Below are 20,497 nucleotides of genomic sequence, written 5' to 3' on the forward strand. Positions count from 1 at the left end.
TTATTTTTCACGGCATTTTAATAAAGAAAAATTTATTTCCTATATTTATGAATTGTTATTAGACAAATCCACAAACACGCTATATAATGAAATCGATTGTGTAATTATTATCATTTTCATTTCATTTATTTAAGGAGCGGATTATCAATGACAAAGCAAAAAATTGTCGTTGTGGGAGCTGGGTATGCTGGCGTTTCAGCAACTAAATTTTTAGCAAAAAAATTAAAAAAAGACTCTGACGTTGAGATTACTCTAATTGATCGTCATTCTTACCACACCATGATGACTGAGCTGCACGAAGTAGCAGGCGGACGTGTTGAACCTGAAGCGATTCAATACGATCTACAACGTTTATTTTCACGTAAGAAGAATGTAAAACTTGTCACAGACACTGTAACTGGTATCGACAAAGACAAAAAAGTTGTTCAAACAAAATTAGGTTCTTATGAGTTTGATCAATTGATCATCGGCATGGGTGGCGAGCCAAATGACTTTGGTACTCCAGGTGTTAAAGAACATGGATTTACTCTATGGTCTTTTGAAAACTCTCTGAAAATTCGCGAACATATTTTGGAAACTGTTGAAAAAGCAGCAATTGAACCAGATCCAGAAATTCGTAAAGCGATGCTGACATTCGTTGTCTGCGGATCAGGCTTTACTGGGATCGAAATGATCGGTGAACTAATCGACTGGAAAGATCGTCTTGCAAAAGAATTCAAATTAGATCCTAGCGAATTTACGCTAATGGTCGTTGAAGCAATGCCGACAATCTTGAACATGTTATCTCGTAACGATGCTGCCAAAGCTGAACGTTATCTAGAAAAGAAAAATGTACAACTTCTTCTTAACGCACCAATCGTTGAAGTTGCAGCTGACCATATCAAATTAAAAGATGGTTCAACTGTTCCAACTCATACATTGATTTGGACTGCAGGTGTTAAAGCAACTTCAGATGCAGCTGACTTTGGTTTAGAAGCTGCACGTGGAAATCGCTTGGTTGCGAATGAATTCATGCAAGCAAAAGGCTACGAAGATAAAAACATTTATATTGTAGGTGACTTGGTTTATTACGAAGAAACTCCAAATACGCCTACACCTCAAATCGTACAAGCAGCTGAACAAACAGGTCATACTGCTGCTGCAAACATCGTTGCAGATATCAAAGGCGGCGAAAAACACGCATTTAAAGGTAATTATCAAGGATTCATGGTTTCTGTCGGCTCTAAATGGGGTGTTGCTAACTTATTTGATAAGGTTCACCTTAGCGGTTTCTTAGCAATTATCATGAAACACATCGTTAACTTGAAATATTTCTTTGATATTCGTTCTGGTTACTACATGTTCCAATATATCATGCATGAGTTCTTCCATATCAAAGATGACCGTAACGTAACTCGTGGACATTCTTCACGTTATGGCAACGTGTTGTGGAGCGTACCGTTACGTGTATTCTATGGTATGGTTTGGCTAGTAGAATCAATGAAGAAAATTGTCGGAACTGGTGATTACTTGAAACCAAGCACTTGGTTTGGCGACGGATCTTGGTTCACAGATAAAGTTGTGTTCCCATTCCCTTGGCTACAAGAACAAGTAACAACAGGTGCTTCTGCCGCAGCTGAAACAACGACTGCCGCAAGTGGTGCTGGTGCCGATGCTGCAGCTGATACAGCGACTCAAGCAGCACACTTTGGTTTAAGCTATGCTTACGGCGAACAACCAATGCAAGTCTTCGATCATATGCCAAAATGGTTTGAAAGCGTGATGAAATTCATGATGCCTAACCAAGAAGTTGCATTGTTCATGCAAAAATTCATGACGATCGTCGAAGTATTGATTGCCTTAGCATTGATTGCAGGTCTATTTACTTGGTTAAGTAGTGCAGCAACAATTGGTTTAACTATTGCATTCTGTTTATCAGGTATGTTCTACTGGGTAAATGTTTGGTTTATCTTTGTGGCATTCGCTTTGATGAACGGTTCAGGTCGTGCACTTGGATTAGACCGTTGGGTGATCCCTTGGTTGCAACGTACCCTTGGTAAATGGTGGTATGGTACACCTAAATCCAGATACGGCAGTAAATAAATAATTACCCATTTTTTATAACAAACGCATAAGAGAGTTCTAGGTTTACTCCTAGAACTTTCTTTTATCCTTATGATAGAATAAAGACAACTAAAAACTATGAAGGAGAGGAAAGAGTTGAATATAAAAGAATTTATTCAAAAAAGTTATATACGTCCTTGGGATATTGCCATTATTATACTTCTGACACTCGGTTCTTTCTTGCCCCTTGTTGTTTTTAGTATTCAAAATACTGCTCAAGAAGATGCGACTAAACAAGCCATTCTAAAAGTAGACGGCGAAGTAATCAAAGTTTTTGATTTAAAAGAAGACGGTCCTACTTATACATATAAATATGAAGCAGCTGATGGTGATTATAATTTGATAGAAGTCAGCGGAGATAGAATTCGGATGTTAGAAACAAATTGCGGAGATCAAATCTGTGTCCAGCGCGGCTGGATATCTAAAGCAGGTGAAACACCGATCGCTTGTCTGCCGCATAATTTATTTATCACCGTTGAGGCTTCTGATGGGAGTGAAGATGGCAGCTTGATTTATTAAGTACTGCCGCTAATTATGAACAAATTACAAAAAAACATATACATTTCCATGCTCGTCGCTCAAGGTGTGATCATTGGACTTATTGAAAACATGATCCCTTATCCTTTTGCTTTTGCACCCGGAGCGAAACTTGGCTTAGCTAACTTGATTACGATCATTGCCATTTTTACCATGAGAAAAAGAGACAGTTTCTTTTTAGTCTGTATGCGATTGATTTTGACCACACTACTAGGCGGGACGATATCTACGTTCTTCTATAGTGCTAGTGGCGCCTTACTTAGTTATTTAGGCATGCTTCTTATCATGCAGCTGGGTCCAAAACGTGTGAGTATCATTGGTATCAGTGCTGCAGGCGGTTTTTTGCATAATGTTGGGCAGCTATTGACCACTTGCTTTTTCGCGCAATCATGGGCACCGATGCTTTATCTGCCATTCCTTTCATTTATCGGTCTATTATCTGGTATTGCTATCGGAATTGCAGCTAATTATCTACTCCGTCATGTTCAAACACTGCGACAGTTTCAATTAAACTATGAATCAACAACAAAACATAAATGGAGTCAATACTTCCAGTAACCATTTGATTTAAGTGAGTACAACCAAAGGAGTCATCTTATGAATATTCATCCAATGTGGAAAAACTACCCTGAACTAGCAAAAGAATTGAATAGCACATTAAAACTAATGGACAGCAATGTCAATTTAAAAAATAAAGACGTCGAAAAAGCAGTTATGTCGATGATCCACTCTGGCGGTAAATTACTACGTCCTGCGTATCAATTACTTTTCTCACAGTTTGGAGAACAAAGAGACGCGAAAAAAGCTATTGCTTTAGCAGCAGCCATCGAATTACTGCACACTGCAACATTGATTCACGATGATATTGTAGATGAAGCTGATATTAGAAGAAGCTTACCCACGATCCGCTCTCAATTTGGCAACAGTACAGCTGTTTATGCAGGTGATTATTTATTCGTTAGTTGTTTTAAGCTTTTGGCTGACTATTCCTCTTCTTTAAAAAGCATCCAGCTAAACTCTAGAAGTATGGAAAAAATTTTGAGTGGCGAACTGGGGCAAATGGATAATCGCTACAATGTCGATATGACGATCGATCAATATTTAGAAAACATTTCTGGAAAAACTGCTGAACTTTTTTCACTAAGTTGTTTTGTTGGTGCTTATGAAAGTGGCAGTTCTGAACGTTTTGCAAAAAACTGTGGGAAAATAGGAGAAAATATCGGCCTTGCATTTCAAATTATCGACGATGTACTTGACTATACACAAAGTACAGAGCAAATTGGAAAACCCGTTCTTGAAGATGTTCGTCAAGGTGTCTACTCCTTACCGCTACTATACGCATTAGAAGAAGGTCGAGAAACACTGCTGCCTTATCTGGAAAAAGGAGAAAACCTGACAGACAATGAGACAGATAAAATTTATGAACTTGTTCATTCTTTTGGTGGTGTCTCAAAAGCACAAAAACTTGCTGAAAAATATACACAGCAAGCATTGAAAGGTATTACTAAATTGCCCGAAACTACCACAGATGCAAAAAAACAGTTGCTAGAGATCACACAAGCTATTCTTGTGAGGCAAAATTAAAGAACAGATCAGTCAAAAATAGACTGATCTGTTTTTTTAGTTCTTCCACCACCGCATGATAGCATCTACACCTTTGTTTGTTGGGCAATCGATTATTTGCTTCCGTCCATTTTTTAAAATAAATACTACTCGATAGTACTTCCCATATCTCCTATAATTCTTTGTACCGTTTCGTTTGCACGTTATAATATCAGTTCTATCGATAACAATATCTGGTAACAAGAGCATAAAATACTCTCCATAACGTCCTTGTAGATGCCATCTAATTTCTTTATCCGACACTTCCTTTTGTAAAAGCTTTTGTAAATCCTGCTGTTTTTCCATTGAGGATTCTTGAAGATATTTTTGGATTTGTTTCCTTGTTTTGAAGAACGGTCCAATAAGAAAAATACTCCAAATAGCACCAGGTAAAAAGAAAGCAAATAAACAACCGATAAATAGATCGATTATAGATATGTTCGATAAGCTGATCTTTCCAAAAATAAACAGCAAAAATATTCCAAGAACTAACGCTCCCAACAAAAACAGTCCTAGAGCAATCATTTTTTGACCCATTTTCTTAATGTAACTAGTTAGAAATATCATATTACTCCTCTTTAAAATAAAACGAGGCAAAACTAAAAATCAATTTTGCCTCATCAACTTATCGCATCGTTACAAACTCTTCTGAGCCCGTTGGATGGATCGCCACTGTATTATCGAAATCTTTCTTAGTTGCACCCATTTTGATCGCTACCGCGAATCCTTGCAGCATTTCGTCCACACCAAGACCAATGCCATGTAATCCAACGATTTTTTCTTCCTTACCAGCACAAACTAATTTCATATCGCATTTTTGGCGATATTCATCTAGCGCAAAGTACATTGGGGTAAACGTTGATTTGTAAATCTTGATATTTTCTTTACCATATTTCTCAACAGCTTCTGTTTCAGTCAACCCAATTGTTGCAATTGGCGGATGTGTGAAAACAACAGTCGGAATCGTTTCATAGTCTAAATACTCATTTTCTTTTCCATTAAATAAGCGCTCAGATAAACGGCGACCTGCCGCAATCGCAACCGGTGTTAGATCGATTTTGCCGATGACATCACCAACTGCATAGATACCTTTCTGTGTCGTATTTTGATATTTATCGACTTTTACATAGCCTTTTTCTGTTAGTTCAACTTGTGTATTCTCAAGACCTAATTTGTCTGTATTTGGCTGACGACCTGTACCAAAAACGACACTATCTGCAGTGATCTTTGTGCCATTTTCAAAGGTGATCACTAACTCACCTGTAGCTAATTTTTCAATCGACTGTGGCGTTGAGTTAGGATAAATATGCATACCGTCTTGTTGATAATGTTCAACTACTTTTTCAGAAAGCATCTCATCAAAACTACGCAAAGGACGTTCTTTTCTAAAAGCCCAATGCGTTTCAGCACCTAATCCGTGGATCGTACCTGCAAGTTCTGCAGCAATATAACCCGCTCCGACAAACACTACTCGTTTTGGTAATTCCTCTAAAGCAAAGAACCCATTTGAATCGATCGCATACTCTTCTCCAGGGATTCCTAGTTTTTTCGGACGACCCCCTGTAGCAATCAAAATATGAGGAGCTGTGTATGTATCTTCTCCTGCTTTGATTGTGTGTTCATCCACGAAAGTCGCATATTCAGCTAAAACTTCGACATGATTGCTATCTAAGCCACGATAGTAAGCACCGTGCAGAAAATCGATATATGACTCACGATTTTGAACTAATCTTTTAAAATCCAACGCTTTAACATCGACATCAAAACCGTAACCAGCAGCATCCCGCTTCATCATTTCCATCATTGAGCTTGCCTGCCACATGACTTTTTTGGGCACACAGCCAACATTCACACAGGTTCCGCCAATCTCTCCTGCTTCGATCAATAATACCTTTGCACCGTGCATTCCGGCACGATTCGCAGAAGCGATACCACCGCTGCCGCCGCCGATCACGATGTAATCATATTGTTTTACCATTCTTTCAAAATCCTCCTTCATCAGACACTTTAACGAAAGAGTGTGGGACAAAACGAAAAACTGTTTTGCTACACACTCTTAATGGTTGATATTTATTTTTTCTTACGGATCATATCCCCAACTGCTACAGGTTGTTCAACCGGCATCGTTAAAATCATCATTGGGTTTGGTGCGCGATCAATCGACTCACCATCTTCATTATACATAACTTCTACTGTTTGATGGAAGTGATTGAACCCAGGTCCATAAAATTCGACCTCATCGCCAACACTAAAATGATTTCTTTGGCGGATCGTTGCTACTTTTGTTTCTTCATCATACGCCATGACTTCCCCAATAAACTTATATTGTGGAATTTTACGGCGTTCACCAAATAATTGTTCCTCATCTGTTGGTACATGGTAATAAAAACCAGTAGACAGCTCACGCTGCGCAACTTTCCATAACTCGTCGATCCATTCTTGTTTACATTCATAATTTTCAGGATCTTCCATGTATGTATCCACAGCTTTTTTATACACATTTGCTACCGTCGAAACATAATGGATCGATTTCATTCTTCCTTCGATCTTAAAGCTATCGACACCATTTTGAATCAGTTCGGGAATGTGCTGAATCATTGCCATATCGACCGCACTCATCGAAAATTCTTCTTCCACTTCACCTTTATCTGTCAAGCTCGTACGTGTTCCGCCAAAAGGCATATCGTACAACTCGTATTTCCAGCGGCATGATTGAGAACAGCCGCCGCGGTTCGCATCACGCATCGACATATGGTTGGATAATGTACATCTGCCGGAATAAGAAATACACATAGCTCCATGGATAAACGCTTCGATTTCAACGTCTGTATTTTTACGGATCTCCGCAACTTCTTCCATTGACACTTCACGGGCTAAAACGACGCGCTCAAGCCCTTCATTTTTCCAGAACTCTAATGTCTCATAGTTCGTTGCTGAAGCTTGTGTCGATAAATGGATCGGTAAACCAGGTGCTTCTGTTGCACAAATTTCAATCAAAGCTGGGTCTGAAACGATTACCGCTGAAATACCGACGTCGCGTATCTCACGGAAAAAGTCACCAGCACCTTCTTGATTGCCTTCATGTGTCACCATATTTGCTGCGACATACACTTTCGCATTGTGCTCTTTTGCAAAAGCTACTCCTTCGATCATATCTTCTTTTGTAAAATTACCGGCACGGCTACGTAACCCGTAGGCATTTCCGCCGATATACACGGCATCTGCACCATAATGAATGGCTGTTTTTAGTTTTTCTAGCGTCCCAGCAGGTGCTAATACTTCGGGACGCTTCAATGTTCGTTCGTTTGTCATGTCTCTTTTCTCCTTATTTTATCTCATCTGGATCTAAATCAAAGAATCCGATATCTAAACCGCGGTTTTCAGGATGCAATGCTTCGATCTGTTCGATCGCTTTTTGGGCTTCTATACTGGACCAGCTGCCCTGTTCGATTTTTTCTTTTGCATCTGCAAAAATCTTAGCTGTCTTTACAAAATTTTCACCTGGAGCATAAATACCATCCAGTTTCCATTTCGTATAATCGTTCTCATATAACTTATCTAATTCTCCGGCTAAATTAACATCGTTATCCGCGAAGATATGTGTACCATGGCTATCTTCATAAATAGAATAGTGTGTTTCTTCCTTTTTAGGCTCAGATATAAATAAACCCCGATCCTTACTCACAGATTCATCATTCTTGGTGAAATTATAGTAGTTCTGCAGTAACGGACGTTTCGATTGATGAATACACGTTGCACCGTACACAAGCACTTCGGCAGGTACCATCAAATTATCCTTCATGGCTTTCATCTCTTCAAACGGAACCTCTCTAGCCAATACCGCACCGATCGATCCACGCTTTGCCCAAAAATTGATTTGACGCGAGCTTGTAACCAATGTTTCGCCATCATAAATATAGGGAATATTCACTTTATCACGCTGTAAAACAAAAACAACTCCTGGATCACCAACTGTTAATTGATCCACTTGAATCTCTTTTAGAAAAGCCAAATACTCCGGCACTTTTTTCATCTTTTCCGGATGCATGATCCCATTAAGGGCAACCGTTACCTTTTTCCCCATACGATGAGCCATTTCAGTGATCGATCGCTGATCATCACGAGAAAACGACGTCGGCAAACGTAACCCAAATGTCTCTTCTCCTATATATAACGTATCCACGCCTACGGCCAATAACGCCTCCGCCTGTTCAACAGACTCAGCTGTTGCAATAAGTTCAATCATTTTGAATCCTCCTTATAAAAGCTGAATGAGCTCGTTCAGCCCTGATTGAAAAATAGGAAAAATTGAAGGCGGTACTTTTCGCCGCAATCCATTTTTATCTTTTTTCTGAAGGGCTAGCTCATGAAGCTAGATAATGTAAAGCTTGAATGAACCTGATCAGCATCAACTGAAAAACAGAAACATTTTTTATGATGCTCTTCATCGCGGACAAATGTTTTCTTTTTTCCGAGATGCTAGTTCATGAAATTAAACAAGTTAAAAGTCGAACGATCTTCTCTCTAGCTCTACCTAAACAAATTACACTCCAGCTTCAAGTTCTCTTTATCTATTGTTCTATATTCTTCTAACAACTGTTTCATAGTAGCACAGGTTCACAAACTTTCCAATAGTCTCTCTTCATTTTAACGTTGATTTTTCACAAAATAGTTTCTTGCGATCCTTTATTACTTAAAAAGAAAAAATACCGAGACGTGTCATGAACAACGTCTCGATATCTTAATAGTCATTTTTTATACTTCCTGTAAAACCTGCTCTATTTTTGGCGTTTTTACATTCAACGTTATTTTTCCTTTGCTTGCGCCAATCGTTACTTTATCACCTAAATGGATCTGACCTGAAAGCAATGCTTCACTCAAACGATCTTCCACTTCTTTTTGTAATGCTCTGCGAATTGGACGCGCACCATATTCTGGGTCAAAACCAACCTTACCGATCACTTCGATTGCAGCAGGAGTAATTTTCACATTCACCTCTTGCTCTTTCAAGCGCTGAATAATCGATTTACTCATAATCTTCACAATCTCATGAATTTCTTCCTGATCTAATGAACGGAAAACAACTGTTTCATCCACACGGTTCAAAAACTCTGGACGGAATGCTTTTTTCAATTCTTCCATGATTCGTTTTTGCATAGCATCGTAGTCTTTCGATAAGTCTTTCACGTTGAACCCAACATTTTTTTCTTCACGGATAGCCGTTGCTCCAATATTTGAAGTCATAATTAAAATAGTATTTCTAAAATCGACTTTTCGACCTTTAGAATCAGTTAAGTGTCCATCGTCTAATACCTGTAACAAGATATTGAATACATCTGGGTGAGCTTTCTCTACTTCATCAAGTAAAATCACTGAATAAGGTTTTTGACGAATTTTTTCCGTCAATTGTCCGCCTTCTTCATAACCAACATAACCTGGAGGGGAGCCAATCAAACGACTTGTACTATATTTTTCCATAAATTCGGACATATCTACACGCACAAGTGCATCCTCACTGCCAAACATTGTTTCAGCCAACGCTTTTGCTAATTCTGTTTTACCAACTCCAGTAGGTCCCAGGAACATAAATGAACCAATTGGACGATTCGGATCTTTCAAGCCACTGCGGGCTCTACGAATTGCACGCGATACAGCTTGAACAGCTTCATCCTGACCAACAACTCTGTGGTGTAAGATACTTTCTAATTCGAGCAGGCGCTCGCTTTCTTTTTTCTCTAGCTGCTGTAATGGCACACCTGTCCATTGTGACACAACATTTGCCACATCTTGTTCAGTGACTTGATTTGCATAACCAGACGCTTCTTTTTGTTCTAATAATAAAATATTTTCAAGCTTTCTAGCCATTTTTTTCTCTTTTTGGCGTAATCTTGCTGCACTTTCGAACGATTGTGACTGAATTGCTTCTTCTTTTTCCTTGATTAGATTCGCTAAATCTAAGCGCAACTCATTAATTTCAGAAGGCTCATCTGCTAAGTCTAGACGAACTTTAGCAGCTGATTCATCCATCAAATCAATCGCTTTATCTGGTAATTGACGAGAATTGATATAACGAACAGATAACTGAACTGCTGCATGTAAGGCATCATCTGTAATCTCAACGCCATGATGTTCTTCATAGCGAGAACGTAGGCCTTTTAGAATCTCTTCTGCTTCTTCTGATGTTGGTTCATCCACTTGAACTCTCGCAAAACGACGTTCCAAAGCAGAATCTTTTTCAATATATTTTTGGTACTCATCTAATGTAGTCGCACCAATTGTTTGTAATTCTCCACGAGCAAGCGCTGGTTTTAAGATATTTGAAGCATCGATCGCACCCTCTGCACCACCTGCACCAATCAATGTATGCAGCTCATCAATAAAGAGGATCACTTCTCCATCTTGATAGATCTCGTCAATCACTTTCTTCAAACGATCTTCGAATTCACCACGATATTTCGTTCCCGCAACAAGAGCACCCATATCCAGCATCATCAAACGTTTTTCCTGCATATCGTCCGGCACTTCACCATTAACAATTTTTTGTGCTAAGCCTTCAGCAATTGCCGTTTTACCTACACCAGGTTCACCAACTAAAACTGGATTATTTTTGGTACGACGACTTAATATTTGGATCAGCCGTCTGACCTCTTGAGAACGTCCGACAACTGGGTCTAAATCATTCTCACGTGCTAGTTTAGTCAAGTCACGAGCTAACGAATCCAATGTTGGAGTTCCTTTAGGTGCTGCTTTTTGTGCTTGATTATTACGTCGGCGCCCAACATTTCCACTCATTTGGGGATCTGTAATCCCAATTTTTTTCATTAACAGCTGACGCATTTTAGATAAACTTAATCCCAAGTTCAATAAAATACGTGAAGCAAGGATATCCTCATCGCGTAATAAGCCTAACAAAATATGTTCAGTGCCTATATTAGGAGCTCCTAAACGTTTTGCTTCATCGCCGGCATAGGCAAAAACTTGTTTTGCACGAGGGGAATAAGGCAAATAGGTTCCTTTCGGATATGCTTTAACTGTTCCGTACCCAGTTAATTGTTCAATTTCTTCACGTATATCTGTTTTATTAGCATTCAACTGGCGTAAAGATTTTCCAGCAATTCCATTTGGTTCCAGTACTAATGCTAAAAGCAAATGTTCAGAACCTACAGATTGATGCCTAAAATACTTCGCTTCTTCTTGTGCGATGGCTAAGACTGCCTTGGCACTTTCTGTAAATAATTCGTCCATACTATCATTCCTCCTCGTAACTCAAACGTTCTAAAAATGAATGCATCAATTGAGCACGTAAATAATCTTCATCTGGTCCTGCCTTATCTAAGACTTGTTTTCCAAGCACCGACAGCATTAAGTTTCCTTCTCGTTTTGTAACAACTTTTTCTTCATAGAGCTTCTGTATAAAAATTAGTGCGTCTTTTTCCGAAAGTTCATTCCCTGTAAATTGAGCAATTTGTTTCAGCAACTGGTCACTATCAGATATTTGTACTTTAGCTATTCTGATATAACCGCCACCACCACGCTTACTTTCAACTGAATAGCCACGTTGAATCGTGAAACGAGTATTGATCACATAATTAATCTGGGAAGGAACACAATTGAATAAATGAGCCATTTCGGCCCTGCGAATTTCAATTTTACTGCTTTCTTCAAGAATTTTCTTTAAATATGCTTCAATCAAATCTGAAGTATTTTGATTACTCATAGTCCTCATCCTTTTCCCTTGACTAATACTGACCTTAATTATACCCAATTTCAACTGTTTAATAAAGGAGAATGCCTAATTAACTAAGAAAAGGTAAATATATTTAGGAAATTACAAACTAAATATATAACAAAAAAGAACAGAGCATACTCTGTTCTTTTAATCGGGAAGACAGGATTCGAACCTGCGACCCCTTGGTCCCAAACCAAGTGCTCTACCAAGCTGAGCTACTTCCCGCAATTATAATAATAAAAAAAGACTAAACGATTAAAAGGAACTGTGTTACTTACCTTCTAACTCGCAGTCAAACCTTTAACTATGCACCCAAAGGGAGTCGAACCCCTAACCTTTTGATTCGTAGTCAAACACTCTATCCAGTTGAGCTATGGGTGCTAATGTCATCTCAAGCAAAGTTGTGATGAATGCCGAGGACCGGAATCGAACCGGTACGGTGATCACTCACCGCAGGATTTTAAGTCCTGTGCGTCTGCCAGTTCCGCCACCCCGGCGAATGAACAAGCTAAGCGGAAAACGGGGTTCGAACCCGCGACCCCCACCTTGGCAAGGTGGTGCTCTACCACTGAGCTATTTCCGCAGTTTGATGCCGGCTAAAGGACTTGAACCCTCGACCCTCTGATTACAAATCAGATGCTCTACCAACTGAGCTAAGCCGGCGTATTTCGCCAAGTTTATCAACGAGACTTAAAATATGCGGGTGAAGGGACTTGAACCCCCACGCCGTAAGGCGCTAGATCCTAAATCTAGTGCGTCTGCCAATTCCGCCACACCCGCAAAATATTTCTATGAGCCGTGCAGGGCTCGAACCTGCGACCCTCTGATTAAAAGTCAGATGCTCTACCAACTGAGCTAACGGCTCAAAAAATGGAGGTTAACGGGATCGAACCGCTGACCCCCTGCTTGTAAGGCAGGTGCTCTCCCAGCTGAGCTAAACCTCCAATACAACACGTTTAGCGCGGCGACGTCCTACTCTCACAAAGGGAAACCCTTCACTACAATCGGCGCTAAGAAGCTTAACTTCTGTGTTCGGCATGGGAACAGGTGTATCCTTCTCGCTATCGCCACCACACTGGGTGTTGTTGTATTCAATTGAGTGATGATTCACTCAAAACTGGATTGAAGCTTGTAATCACTACTTACCAAGATCATTTATTTTATTTCTTTTGGTTAAGTCCTCGACCGATTAGTATTGGTCCGCTCCGTACATCACTGCACTTCCACTTCCAACCTATCTACCTCATCATCTCTGAGGGGTCTTACTTTCTTAAAGAAATGGGAAATCTCATCTTGAGGTGGGCTTCACACTTAGATGCTTTCAGCGTTTATCCCTTCCCTACATAGCTACCCAGCAATGCCCTTGGCAGAACAACTGGTACACCAGCGGTAAGTCCATCCCGGTCCTCTCGTACTAAGGACAGCTCCTCTCAAATTTCCAACGCCCGCGACGGATAGGGACCGAACTGTCTCACGACGTTCTGAACCCAGCTCGCGTGCCGCTTTAATGGGCGAACAGCCCAACCCTTGGGACCGACTACAGCCCCAGGATGCGACGAGCCGACATCGAGGTGCCAAACCTCCCCGTCGATGTGGACTCTTGGGGGAGATAAGCCTGTTATCCCCAGGGTAGCTTTTATCCGTTGAGCGATGGCCCTTCCATGCGGAACCACCGGATCACTAAGCCCGACTTTCGTCCCTGCTCGACTTGTAAGTCTCGCAGTCAAGCTCCCTTCTGCCTTTACACTCTGCGAATGATTTCCAACCATTCTGAGGGAACCTTTGGGCGCCTCCGTTACCTTTTAGGAGGCGACCGCCCCAGTCAAACTGCCCACCTGACACTGTCTCCCAGCCCGATTAGGGCTGCGGGTTAGAGGGTTCATAACACAAGGGTAGTATCCCACCAGCGCCTCCACCGAAACTAGCGTTCCGGTTTCATCGGCTCCTACCTATCCTGTACATGTGGTACAAACACTCAATATCAAGCTACAGTAAAGCTCCATGGGGTCTTTCCGTCCTGTCGCGGGTAACCTGCATCTTCACAGGTACTAAAATTTCACCGAGTCTCTCGTTGAGACAGTGCCCAAATCGTTACGCCTTTCGTGCGGGTCGGAACTTACCCGACAAGGAATTTCGCTACCTTAGGACCGTTATAGTTACGGCCGCCGTTTACTGGGGCTTCAATTCTGAGCTTCGCCGAAGCTAACCCATCCTCTTAACCTTCCAGCACCGGGCAGGCGTCAGCCCCTATACTTCATCTTTCGATTTTGCAGAGACCTGTGTTTTTGATAAACAGTCGCTTGGGCCTATTCACTGCGGCTGACCGAAGTCAGCACCCCTTCTCCCGAAGTTACGGGGTCATTTTGCCGAGTTCCTTAACGAGAGTTCGCTCGCTCACCTTAGGATACTCTCCTCGACTACCTGTGTCGGTTTACGGTACGGGCAGTTGTTTTCTCACTAGAAGCTTTTCTTGACAGTGTGACATCAGGAACTTCGGTACTATTATTTCCCTCCCCATCACAGCTTGTCCGTACAGAGTAAAGCATTTGACTCTACTCAAGACTTACTGCTTGGACATGCACTTCCAGTCGCATGCATTCCTTAGCCTCCTGCGTCCCTCCATTGTTCAAACAAAAACAACTGGTACAGGAATATCAACCTGTTGTCCATCGCCTACGCCTATCGGCCTCGGCTTAGGTCCCGACTAACCCTGGGCGGACGAGCCTTCCCCAGGAAACCTTAGTCATACGGTGGACGGGATTCTCACCCGTCTTTCGCTACTCATACCGGCATTCTCACTTCTAAGCGCTCCAGCCGTCCTCACGATCGACCTTCAACGCCCTTAGAACGCTCTCCTACCATCACACCAGAGGTGTGATCCACAGCTTCGGTAAACTATTTAGCCCCGGTACATTTTCGGCGCAGGGTCACTCGACTAGTGAGCTATTACGCACTCTTTAAATGGTGGCTGCTTCTAAGCCAACATCCTAGTTGTCTGTGCAACCCCACATCCTTTTCCACTTAATAGTTATTTTGGGACCTTAGCTGGTGGTCTGGGCTGTTTCCCTTTCGACTACGGATCTTATCACTCGCAGTCTGACTGCCGAATATGAATGAATGGCATTCGGAGTTTATCTGAATTCGGTAACCCGAGATGGGCCCCTAGTCCAAACAGTGCTCTACCTCCATCATTCTCAACTTCGACGCTAGCCCTAAAGCTATTTCGGAGAGAACCAGCTATCTCCAAGTTCGTTTGGAATTTCTCCGCTACCCACAGCTCATCCCCGCACTTTTCAACGTACGTGGGTTCGGTCCTCCAGTGCGTTTTACCACACCTTCAACCTGGCCATGGGTAGATCACATGGTTTCGGGTCTACGACTACATACTCATTCGCCCTATTCAGACTCGCTTTCGCTGCGGCTCCGGCTCTTCACCTTAACCTCGCATGCAATCGTAACTCGCCGGTTCATTCTACAAAAGGCACGCTCTCACCCATTAACGGGCTCGAACTTGTTGTAGGCACACGGTTTCAGGATCTATTTCACTCCCCTTCCGGGGTGCTTTTCACCTTTCCCTCACGGTACTGGTTCACTATCGGTCATTAGGGAGTATTTAGCCTTACGGGATGGTCCCCGCGGATTCCGACGGAATTTCTCGTGTTCCGCCGTACTCAGGATCCTCCTAGGTGCTGTCACAATTTCGTCTACGGGGCTATTACCCACTTTGGCGGACCTTTCCAAGTCCTTCGACTATCCTGACAGACTACCATATCGGAGTCCTACAACCCCAACAAGCAAGCTTGTTGGTTTGGGCTCTTCCCGTTTCGCTCGCCGCTACTCAGGGAATCGAATTTTCTTTCTCTTCCTGCAGGTACTTAGATGTTTCAGTTCTCTGCGTCTACCTCTAACCAGCTATGTATTCACTGGAAAGTAACATCCTATAAAAGATGCTGGGTTCCCCCATTCGGAAATCTCTGGATCATAGCTCACTTACAGCTCCCCAAAGCATATCGGTGTTAGTCCCGTCCTTCATCGGCTCCTAATGCCAAGGCATCCACCGTGCGCCCTTATTCACTTAACCTTGTCAACCTTGCGGTTGGGTCTTGACTACTTCTTCTAGCGATAGAAGGTTGGTCAATAAAATAAGCTTCGAACAATTAATTAATTAACTCTTCAACGCGGTGTTCTCGGTTTGTTTTGATTACTTTTTTTACTTCAATATCCAGTTTTCAATGAACAATCGTTTGAGAGTAGACCTCTCAAAACTGAACAAAGTGTTGACGAACCGTGTAGTTCCGTAATATTCCTTAGAAAGGAGGTGATCCAGCCGCACCTTCCGATACGGCTACCTTGTTACGACTTCACCCCAATCATCTATCCCACCTTAGGCGGCTGGCTCCAAAAGGTTACCTCACCGACTTCGGGTGTTACAAACTTTCGTGGTGTGACGGGCGGTGTGTACAAGGCCCGGGAACGTATTCACCGCGGCGTGCTGATCCGCGATTACTAGCGATTCCGGCTTCATGTAGGCGAGTTGCAGCCTACAATCCGAACTGAGAGAAGCTTTAAGAGATTTGCATGACCTCGCGGCCTAGCGACTCGTTGTACTTCCCATTGTAGCACGTGTGTAGCCCAGGTCATAAGGGGCATGATGATTTGACGTCATCCCCACCTTCCTCCGGTTTGTCACCGGCAGTCTCGCTAGAGTGCCCAACTGAATGATGGCAACTAACAATAAGGGTTGCGCTCGTTGCGGGACTTAACCCAACATCTCACGACACGAGCTGACGACAACCATGCACCACCTGTCACTTTGTCCCCGAAGGGAAAGCTCTATCTCTAGAGTGGTCAAAGGATGTCAAGACCTGGTAAGGTTCTTCGCGTTGCTTCGAATTAAACCACATGCTCCACCGCTTGTGCGGGCCCCCGTCAATTCCTTTGAGTTTCAACCTTGCGGTCGTACTCCCCAGGCGGAGTGCTTAATGCGTTTGCTGCAGCACTGAAGGGCGGAAACCCTCCAACACTTAGCACTCATCGTTTACGGCGTGGACTACCAGGGTATCTAATCCTGTTTGCTCCCCACGCTTTCGAGCCTCAGCGTCAGTTACAGACCAGAGAGTCGCCTTCGCCACTGGTGTTCCTCCATATATCTACGCATTTCACCGCTACACATGGAATTCCACTCTCCTCTTCTGCACTCAAGTCTCCCAGTTTCCAATGACCCTCCCCGGTTGAGCCGGGGGCTTTCACATCAGACTTAAGAAACCGCCTGCGCTCGCTTTACGCCCAATAAATCCGGACAACGCTTGCCACCTACGTATTACCGCGGCTGCTGGCACGTAGTTAGCCGTGGCTTTCTGGTTAGATACCGTCAAGGTAAGAGCAGTTACTCTCCTACTTGTTCTTCTCTAACAACAGAGTTTTACGATCCGAAAACCTTCTTCACTCACGCGGCGTTGCTCGGTCAGACTTTCGTCCATTGCCGAAGATTCCCTACTGCTGCCTCCCGTAGGAGTCTGGGCCGTGTCTCAGTCCCAGTGTGGCCGATCACCCTCTCAGGTCGGCTATGCATCATGGCCTTGGTGAGCCGTTACCTCACCAACTAGCTAATGCACCGCGGGTCCATCCATCAGTGACACCCGAAAGCGTCTTTCAAATCAACACCATGCGGTGTCGACTGTTATGCGGTATTAGCACCTGTTTCCAAGTGTTATCCCCCTCTGATGGGCAGGTTACCCACGTGTTACTCACCCGTCCGCCACTCCTCTTTTCAAATGAGTGCAAGCACTCGGTAGAAAAGAAGCGTTCGACTTGCATGTATTAGGCACGCCGCCAGCGTTCGTCCTGAGCCAGGATCAAACTCTCATAATAAAAGTTGAACACGATCTTGCGATCGTTAAGCTCATTTGTTTGCTAGCATATTGCTTCGCTTGTTAAAAATTATTGTTTGTTTTCACCGTTGTGAAAACAACCTACACATTTGGTTTGTCTTACTTTGTTCAGTTTTCAAAGGTCTACGTTGTTACCTCGCAGCAACTTTTATATCATATCAAATCTTCGATTTGATGTCAACACTTTTTTAAAAAAGTTTCAAAGTTTTTTCTGCTTGGCGTTGTCGTTTGTTTCAGCGACAACTCCATTAGTTTATCAGGTTGTTTGTTATTTGTCAACAACTTTCTTCCTGATTTTTCAAGTTTTTTTAAAACTTGATTTGTTATTCTATTTCAGTCGTTTCAGCGTTTTTGTTGCTCGCCTTGCGACATGTAATAATATACCAAGTTTCGGCGCGCAGGTCAATCAAAAATTACATTTTTTTTGAAGTTTTTTTCGTTACCGATTGTTTTATTCCTTTTGTTCTTTATCGTTCGTTTTTAGCATAAAATACGTCTGTTTTCGCTCAATTTATTAAATTTTAGTAATGGATTCTAAATTTCCCGTAACTTCTTCTTGTTTTTGTCAATTTTCTTTATTTTTTGTTAGAATATAAGAGAAGATTTCTACTATATAGTATGGAGGAAATAATAATATGAAAATTTTGGTTGCTGATGATGATAAAGAGATCGTAGAACTATTGAGTATTTATATCCATAATGAAGGCTATGAAGTGGTCAAAGCTTATGATGGAAAAGAGGCTTTATCGAAGATTAGAACGATATCTGATATTGACTTGTTGATTTTAGATATCATGATGCCGATCATGGACGGCATGCAGGTAGTGAAAGAATTGAGAAAGGAATCGCAAATCCCGATCATCATGTTGACAGCAAAAACAACAGACATGGATAAGATCAAAGGCTTAGTTGCCGGCGCAGATGATTATGTTACAAAACCTTTCAACCCATTGGAAGTAATGGCCCGCGTTAAATCGATTTTACGTCGTAGTCAGATGCAGCAAAAAGCAGATGAGCCAGATATACTAGAAGTCGGCTCATTGATCATCAATAGAGACTCTCATGAAGTCAAAACAGTCGATGACAAAGAAATCCAACTAACTGCACTAGAATTTGGTATTCTCTACTTATTAGCTAGTCACCCTAACCGTGTATTTAGTGCAGATGAAATTTTTGAGCGTGTGTGGCAGCAAGAAAGCATTGTTTCAGCTAAAACAGTAATGGTTCACGTTAGTCATTTGAGAGATAAGATCGAAGAGGCAACCGGTGGAGAAAAAGTCATTCAAACAGTTTGGGGAGTTGGATATAAGATCGATGCTCGTTAGACAAAAGAAAATCGAAAAGCAAAAAAGAATTACCTTAACATCAAAGGAAATCAGTGAATTATTAGCGGAAGGAATCGTCACTATTATCCTGTTGCTTCTATTAAATGTCTCAATTACTGTCCTACTCAGTGGCAGTCAATCGCTACAAGGAATTATTTGGACCACAAAAGGTGCATTTGCTAAAGAACTAAACACCGATCTATTCTGGAGTTTAAGCAAATTTGTCATCCCGCTTTTCTTTATAGTGGATGTTGCTGTTTTGTATTGGCGCTTGATCCGCCGTTACCGTCAAATGCAGCTTCGTCATATCATCAGTGAACTGCATTATATTGCAGATGGAAATTATGATCATCGGATTCCGTTTGAGCTGAGTGGTGATTTATCGAAAGTGGTAAGTAGTATCAATGGTTTAGTAGATAGTACTGTCGCAGCAATTGAAGATGAACGTAAAATAGAAAAATCAAAAGATGAATTGATTACAAACGTCAGTCATGATATTCGAACACCGCTTACTTCTATTATAGGTTATTTAGGTTTGATCGAAGATCGACAATTTCATAGCGAAGAGGATTTACTGAAATATACACATACTGCATACGTAAAAGCCAAACAAATGAAGCTACTCGTCGATGATCTTTTTGAATATACGAAAGTTCGCCAGCCATCCGTACCGATCAATACAATCAATTTCGATATGGCACAGTTGATCGAACAGCTTGCTGCTGACTTTGAGCTTGAAGCGGATAAAAATAATATGACGATTCAGGTCAATGCTGATCCTACCTCTATCAAAATGGATGGAGATACTGAAAAACTTGTTCGTGTCTTTAATAACTTATTATCGAATGCGTTGAAATATGGCAAAGGCGGCAAAAATATCGTTATTGATGTTGAGAAAGTTGGTACTGAAGCTGTTATTGCTGTTAGAAATGATGGTCCCCCTATTCCTAAAAAGTCACTAGATCAATTATTCGATCGTTTCTACCGCGTAGAGGAATCTCGTTCACAAGAAACTGGCGGCACTGGTTTGGGACTAGCCATCGCGCAAAGCATCATTGCACTACATGGCGGCTATATTTATGCAACGTCCGATAATAAATGGACTTCCTTTATTATCCATTTGCCCTTAAAGAGAAACTGACAGCTCTCTAATGAGGTTGACATTCAAATGAAAATTTTGTATTCTAATGACAAGCAAAGAGAAAAAGTATTTATAGTCTAGAATTCAAGAGAGTTTGCGGTGGTGAGAGCAAATATTCTACTATAGAGAAGTCCGTCTCTAATGATTGCATTTGGCGAAATAAGTCAAA

Annotated in this window: 12 protein-coding genes, 8 tRNA genes, 3 rRNA genes and 1 other annotated feature (1 of these 24 cut by a window edge); of the genes, 6 read left to right on the plus strand and 17 right to left on the minus strand. The window is 41.8% G+C overall.

The genetic code is table 11. The features are described from left to right. Nucleotides 1–147: 147 nt before the first annotated feature. From A5889_RS08880 to A5889_RS08895, 4 genes are all read left to right on the plus strand, one after another. On the plus strand, nucleotides 148–2,082 hold the full coding sequence (locus A5889_RS08880; RefSeq protein WP_087640457.1) for an NAD(P)/FAD-dependent oxidoreductase: 1,935 nt from the start codon (nucleotides 148–150) through the stop codon (nucleotides 2,080–2,082). Nucleotides 2,083–2,199: 117 nt separating this feature from the next. Beyond that, nucleotides 2,200–2,622, plus strand: a complete 423-nt coding sequence (locus A5889_RS08885; RefSeq protein ID WP_087640456.1) for a NusG domain II-containing protein — start codon at nucleotides 2,200–2,202, stop codon at nucleotides 2,620–2,622. A 15-nt stretch (nucleotides 2,623–2,637) separates the two neighbouring features. Next, on the plus strand, nucleotides 2,638–3,198 hold the full coding sequence (locus A5889_RS08890) for a Gx transporter family protein (RefSeq protein WP_087640455.1): 561 nt from the start codon (nucleotides 2,638–2,640) through the stop codon (nucleotides 3,196–3,198). Nucleotides 3,199–3,237: 39 nt separating this feature from the next. Next, on the plus strand, nucleotides 3,238–4,224 hold the full coding sequence (locus tag A5889_RS08895) for a polyprenyl synthetase family protein (RefSeq protein WP_087640454.1): 987 nt from the start codon (nucleotides 3,238–3,240) through the stop codon (nucleotides 4,222–4,224). Nucleotides 4,225–4,260: 36 nt separating this feature from the next. Here A5889_RS08895 and A5889_RS08900 read toward each other — a convergent pair whose 3' ends face one another. The 17 genes from A5889_RS08900 to A5889_RS08980 form a co-directional block, all read right to left on the minus strand. Next, on the minus strand, nucleotides 4,261–4,809 hold the full coding sequence (locus A5889_RS08900) for a hypothetical protein (protein WP_087640453.1): 549 nt from the start codon (nucleotides 4,807–4,809) through the stop codon (nucleotides 4,261–4,263). 58 nt (nucleotides 4,810–4,867) lie between these two features. After that, on the minus strand, nucleotides 4,868–6,220 hold the full coding sequence (gene gor / locus A5889_RS08905; protein WP_087640452.1) for a glutathione-disulfide reductase: 1,353 nt from the start codon (nucleotides 6,218–6,220) through the stop codon (nucleotides 4,868–4,870). A 92-nt stretch (nucleotides 6,221–6,312) separates the two neighbouring features. After that, nucleotides 6,313–7,554: a peptidase U32 family protein gene (locus A5889_RS08910; RefSeq protein ID WP_087640451.1), complete on the minus strand. Its 1,242-nt coding sequence runs from the start codon at nucleotides 7,552–7,554 to the stop codon at nucleotides 6,313–6,315. 13 nt (nucleotides 7,555–7,567) lie between these two features. After that, the gene (locus A5889_RS08915; RefSeq protein WP_087640450.1) at nucleotides 7,568–8,488 is read right to left on the minus strand and encodes a peptidase U32 family protein; all 921 of its coding nucleotides are present in this window, start codon (nucleotides 8,486–8,488) and stop codon (nucleotides 7,568–7,570) included. Between the two features lie 509 nt (nucleotides 8,489–8,997). Continuing rightward, entirely contained in the window at nucleotides 8,998–11,487 is a 2,490-nt protein-coding gene (locus A5889_RS08920; RefSeq protein ID WP_087640449.1) for an ATP-dependent Clp protease ATP-binding subunit, read from the minus strand. 4 nt (nucleotides 11,488–11,491) lie between these two features. Next, nucleotides 11,492–11,959, minus strand: a complete 468-nt coding sequence (locus A5889_RS08925) for a CtsR family transcriptional regulator (protein WP_087640448.1) — start codon at nucleotides 11,957–11,959, stop codon at nucleotides 11,492–11,494. Nucleotides 11,960–12,122: 163 nt separating this feature from the next. Next, a tRNA-Pro gene (locus A5889_RS08930) sits at nucleotides 12,123–12,196 on the minus strand. Nucleotides 12,197–12,278: 82 nt separating this feature from the next. Beyond that, nucleotides 12,279–12,352, minus strand: a tRNA-Arg gene (locus A5889_RS08935). Between the two features lie 30 nt (nucleotides 12,353–12,382). Further along, nucleotides 12,383–12,468, minus strand: a tRNA-Leu gene (locus tag A5889_RS08940). 14 nt (nucleotides 12,469–12,482) lie between these two features. Further along, nucleotides 12,483–12,554: transfer RNA gene (locus tag A5889_RS08945), tRNA-Gly, on the minus strand. Between the two features lie 7 nt (nucleotides 12,555–12,561). After that, nucleotides 12,562–12,634, minus strand: a tRNA-Thr gene (locus A5889_RS08950). Nucleotides 12,635–12,669: 35 nt separating this feature from the next. Beyond that, nucleotides 12,670–12,751: transfer RNA gene (locus A5889_RS08955), tRNA-Leu, on the minus strand. A 12-nt stretch (nucleotides 12,752–12,763) separates the two neighbouring features. Beyond that, a tRNA-Lys gene (locus tag A5889_RS08960) sits at nucleotides 12,764–12,836 on the minus strand. Nucleotides 12,837–12,842: 6 nt separating this feature from the next. Then, nucleotides 12,843–12,915, minus strand: a tRNA-Val gene (locus A5889_RS08965). Between the two features lie 15 nt (nucleotides 12,916–12,930). Continuing rightward, nucleotides 12,931–13,046: ribosomal RNA gene (rrf, locus tag A5889_RS08970) — 5S ribosomal RNA — on the minus strand. Nucleotides 13,047–13,140: 94 nt separating this feature from the next. Continuing rightward, a 23S ribosomal RNA gene (locus A5889_RS08975) occupies nucleotides 13,141–16,052 on the minus strand. Between the two features lie 230 nt (nucleotides 16,053–16,282). Beyond that, a 16S ribosomal RNA gene (locus A5889_RS08980) occupies nucleotides 16,283–17,842 on the minus strand. Together the 16S, 23S and 5S rRNA genes with 8 tRNA genes alongside form the textbook arrangement of a ribosomal RNA operon. Nucleotides 17,843–18,497: 655 nt before the next feature. On the opposite strand from A5889_RS08980, the gene A5889_RS08985 reads away from it, so the two are divergent. Both A5889_RS08985 and A5889_RS08990 read left to right on the plus strand, forming a co-directional pair. Beyond that, nucleotides 18,498–19,187, plus strand: coding sequence for a response regulator transcription factor (locus A5889_RS08985; protein WP_087641571.1), 690 nt, complete (start codon nucleotides 18,498–18,500; stop codon nucleotides 19,185–19,187). Beyond that, complete coding sequence (locus tag A5889_RS08990; protein ID WP_087641572.1) at nucleotides 19,177–20,328, plus strand: sensor histidine kinase; 1,152 nt, start codon at nucleotides 19,177–19,179, stop codon at nucleotides 20,326–20,328. Before A5889_RS08985 ends, A5889_RS08990 begins: the two co-directional genes overlap by 11 nt. A gap of 44 nt (nucleotides 20,329–20,372) precedes the next feature. Further along, nucleotides 20,373–20,497 (plus strand) — a binding site (T-box leader); it runs 88 nt beyond the window's last position.

Source organism: Enterococcus sp. 9D6_DIV0238 (assembly GCF_002174455.2).
GTDB lineage: Bacteria > Bacillota > Bacilli > Lactobacillales > Enterococcaceae > Enterococcus_L > Enterococcus_L dunnyi.

Excerpts from the sequence above, each read along its gene's own strand:
- A5889_RS08880 (WP_087640457.1), top strand. The coding sequence starts at position 148 with ATGACAAAGCAAAAAATTGTCGTTGTGGGAGCTGGGTATGCTGGCGTT.
- A5889_RS08890 (WP_087640455.1), top strand. The coding sequence starts at position 2,638 with ATGAACAAATTACAAAAAAACATATACATTTCCATGCTCGTCGCTCAA.
- A5889_RS08895 (WP_087640454.1), top strand. The coding sequence starts at position 3,238 with ATGAATATTCATCCAATGTGGAAAAACTACCCTGAACTAGCAAAAGAA.
- A5889_RS08900 (WP_087640453.1), bottom strand. The coding sequence starts at position 4,809 with ATGATATTTCTAACTAGTTACATTAAGAAAATGGGTCAAAAAATGATT.
- gor (WP_087640452.1), bottom strand. The coding sequence starts at position 6,220 with ATGGTAAAACAATATGATTACATCGTGATCGGCGGCGGCAGCGGTGGT.
- A5889_RS08910 (WP_087640451.1), bottom strand. The coding sequence starts at position 7,554 with ATGACAAACGAACGAACATTGAAGCGTCCCGAAGTATTAGCACCTGCT.
- A5889_RS08915 (WP_087640450.1), bottom strand. The coding sequence starts at position 8,488 with ATGATTGAACTTATTGCAACAGCTGAGTCTGTTGAACAGGCGGAGGCG.
- A5889_RS08920 (WP_087640449.1), bottom strand. The coding sequence starts at position 11,487 with ATGGACGAATTATTTACAGAAAGTGCCAAGGCAGTCTTAGCCATCGCA.
- A5889_RS08925 (WP_087640448.1), bottom strand. The coding sequence starts at position 11,959 with ATGAGTAATCAAAATACTTCAGATTTGATTGAAGCATATTTAAAGAAA.
- A5889_RS08985 (WP_087641571.1), top strand. The coding sequence starts at position 18,498 with ATGAAAATTTTGGTTGCTGATGATGATAAAGAGATCGTAGAACTATTG.
- A5889_RS08990 (WP_087641572.1), top strand. The coding sequence starts at position 19,177 with ATGCTCGTTAGACAAAAGAAAATCGAAAAGCAAAAAAGAATTACCTTA.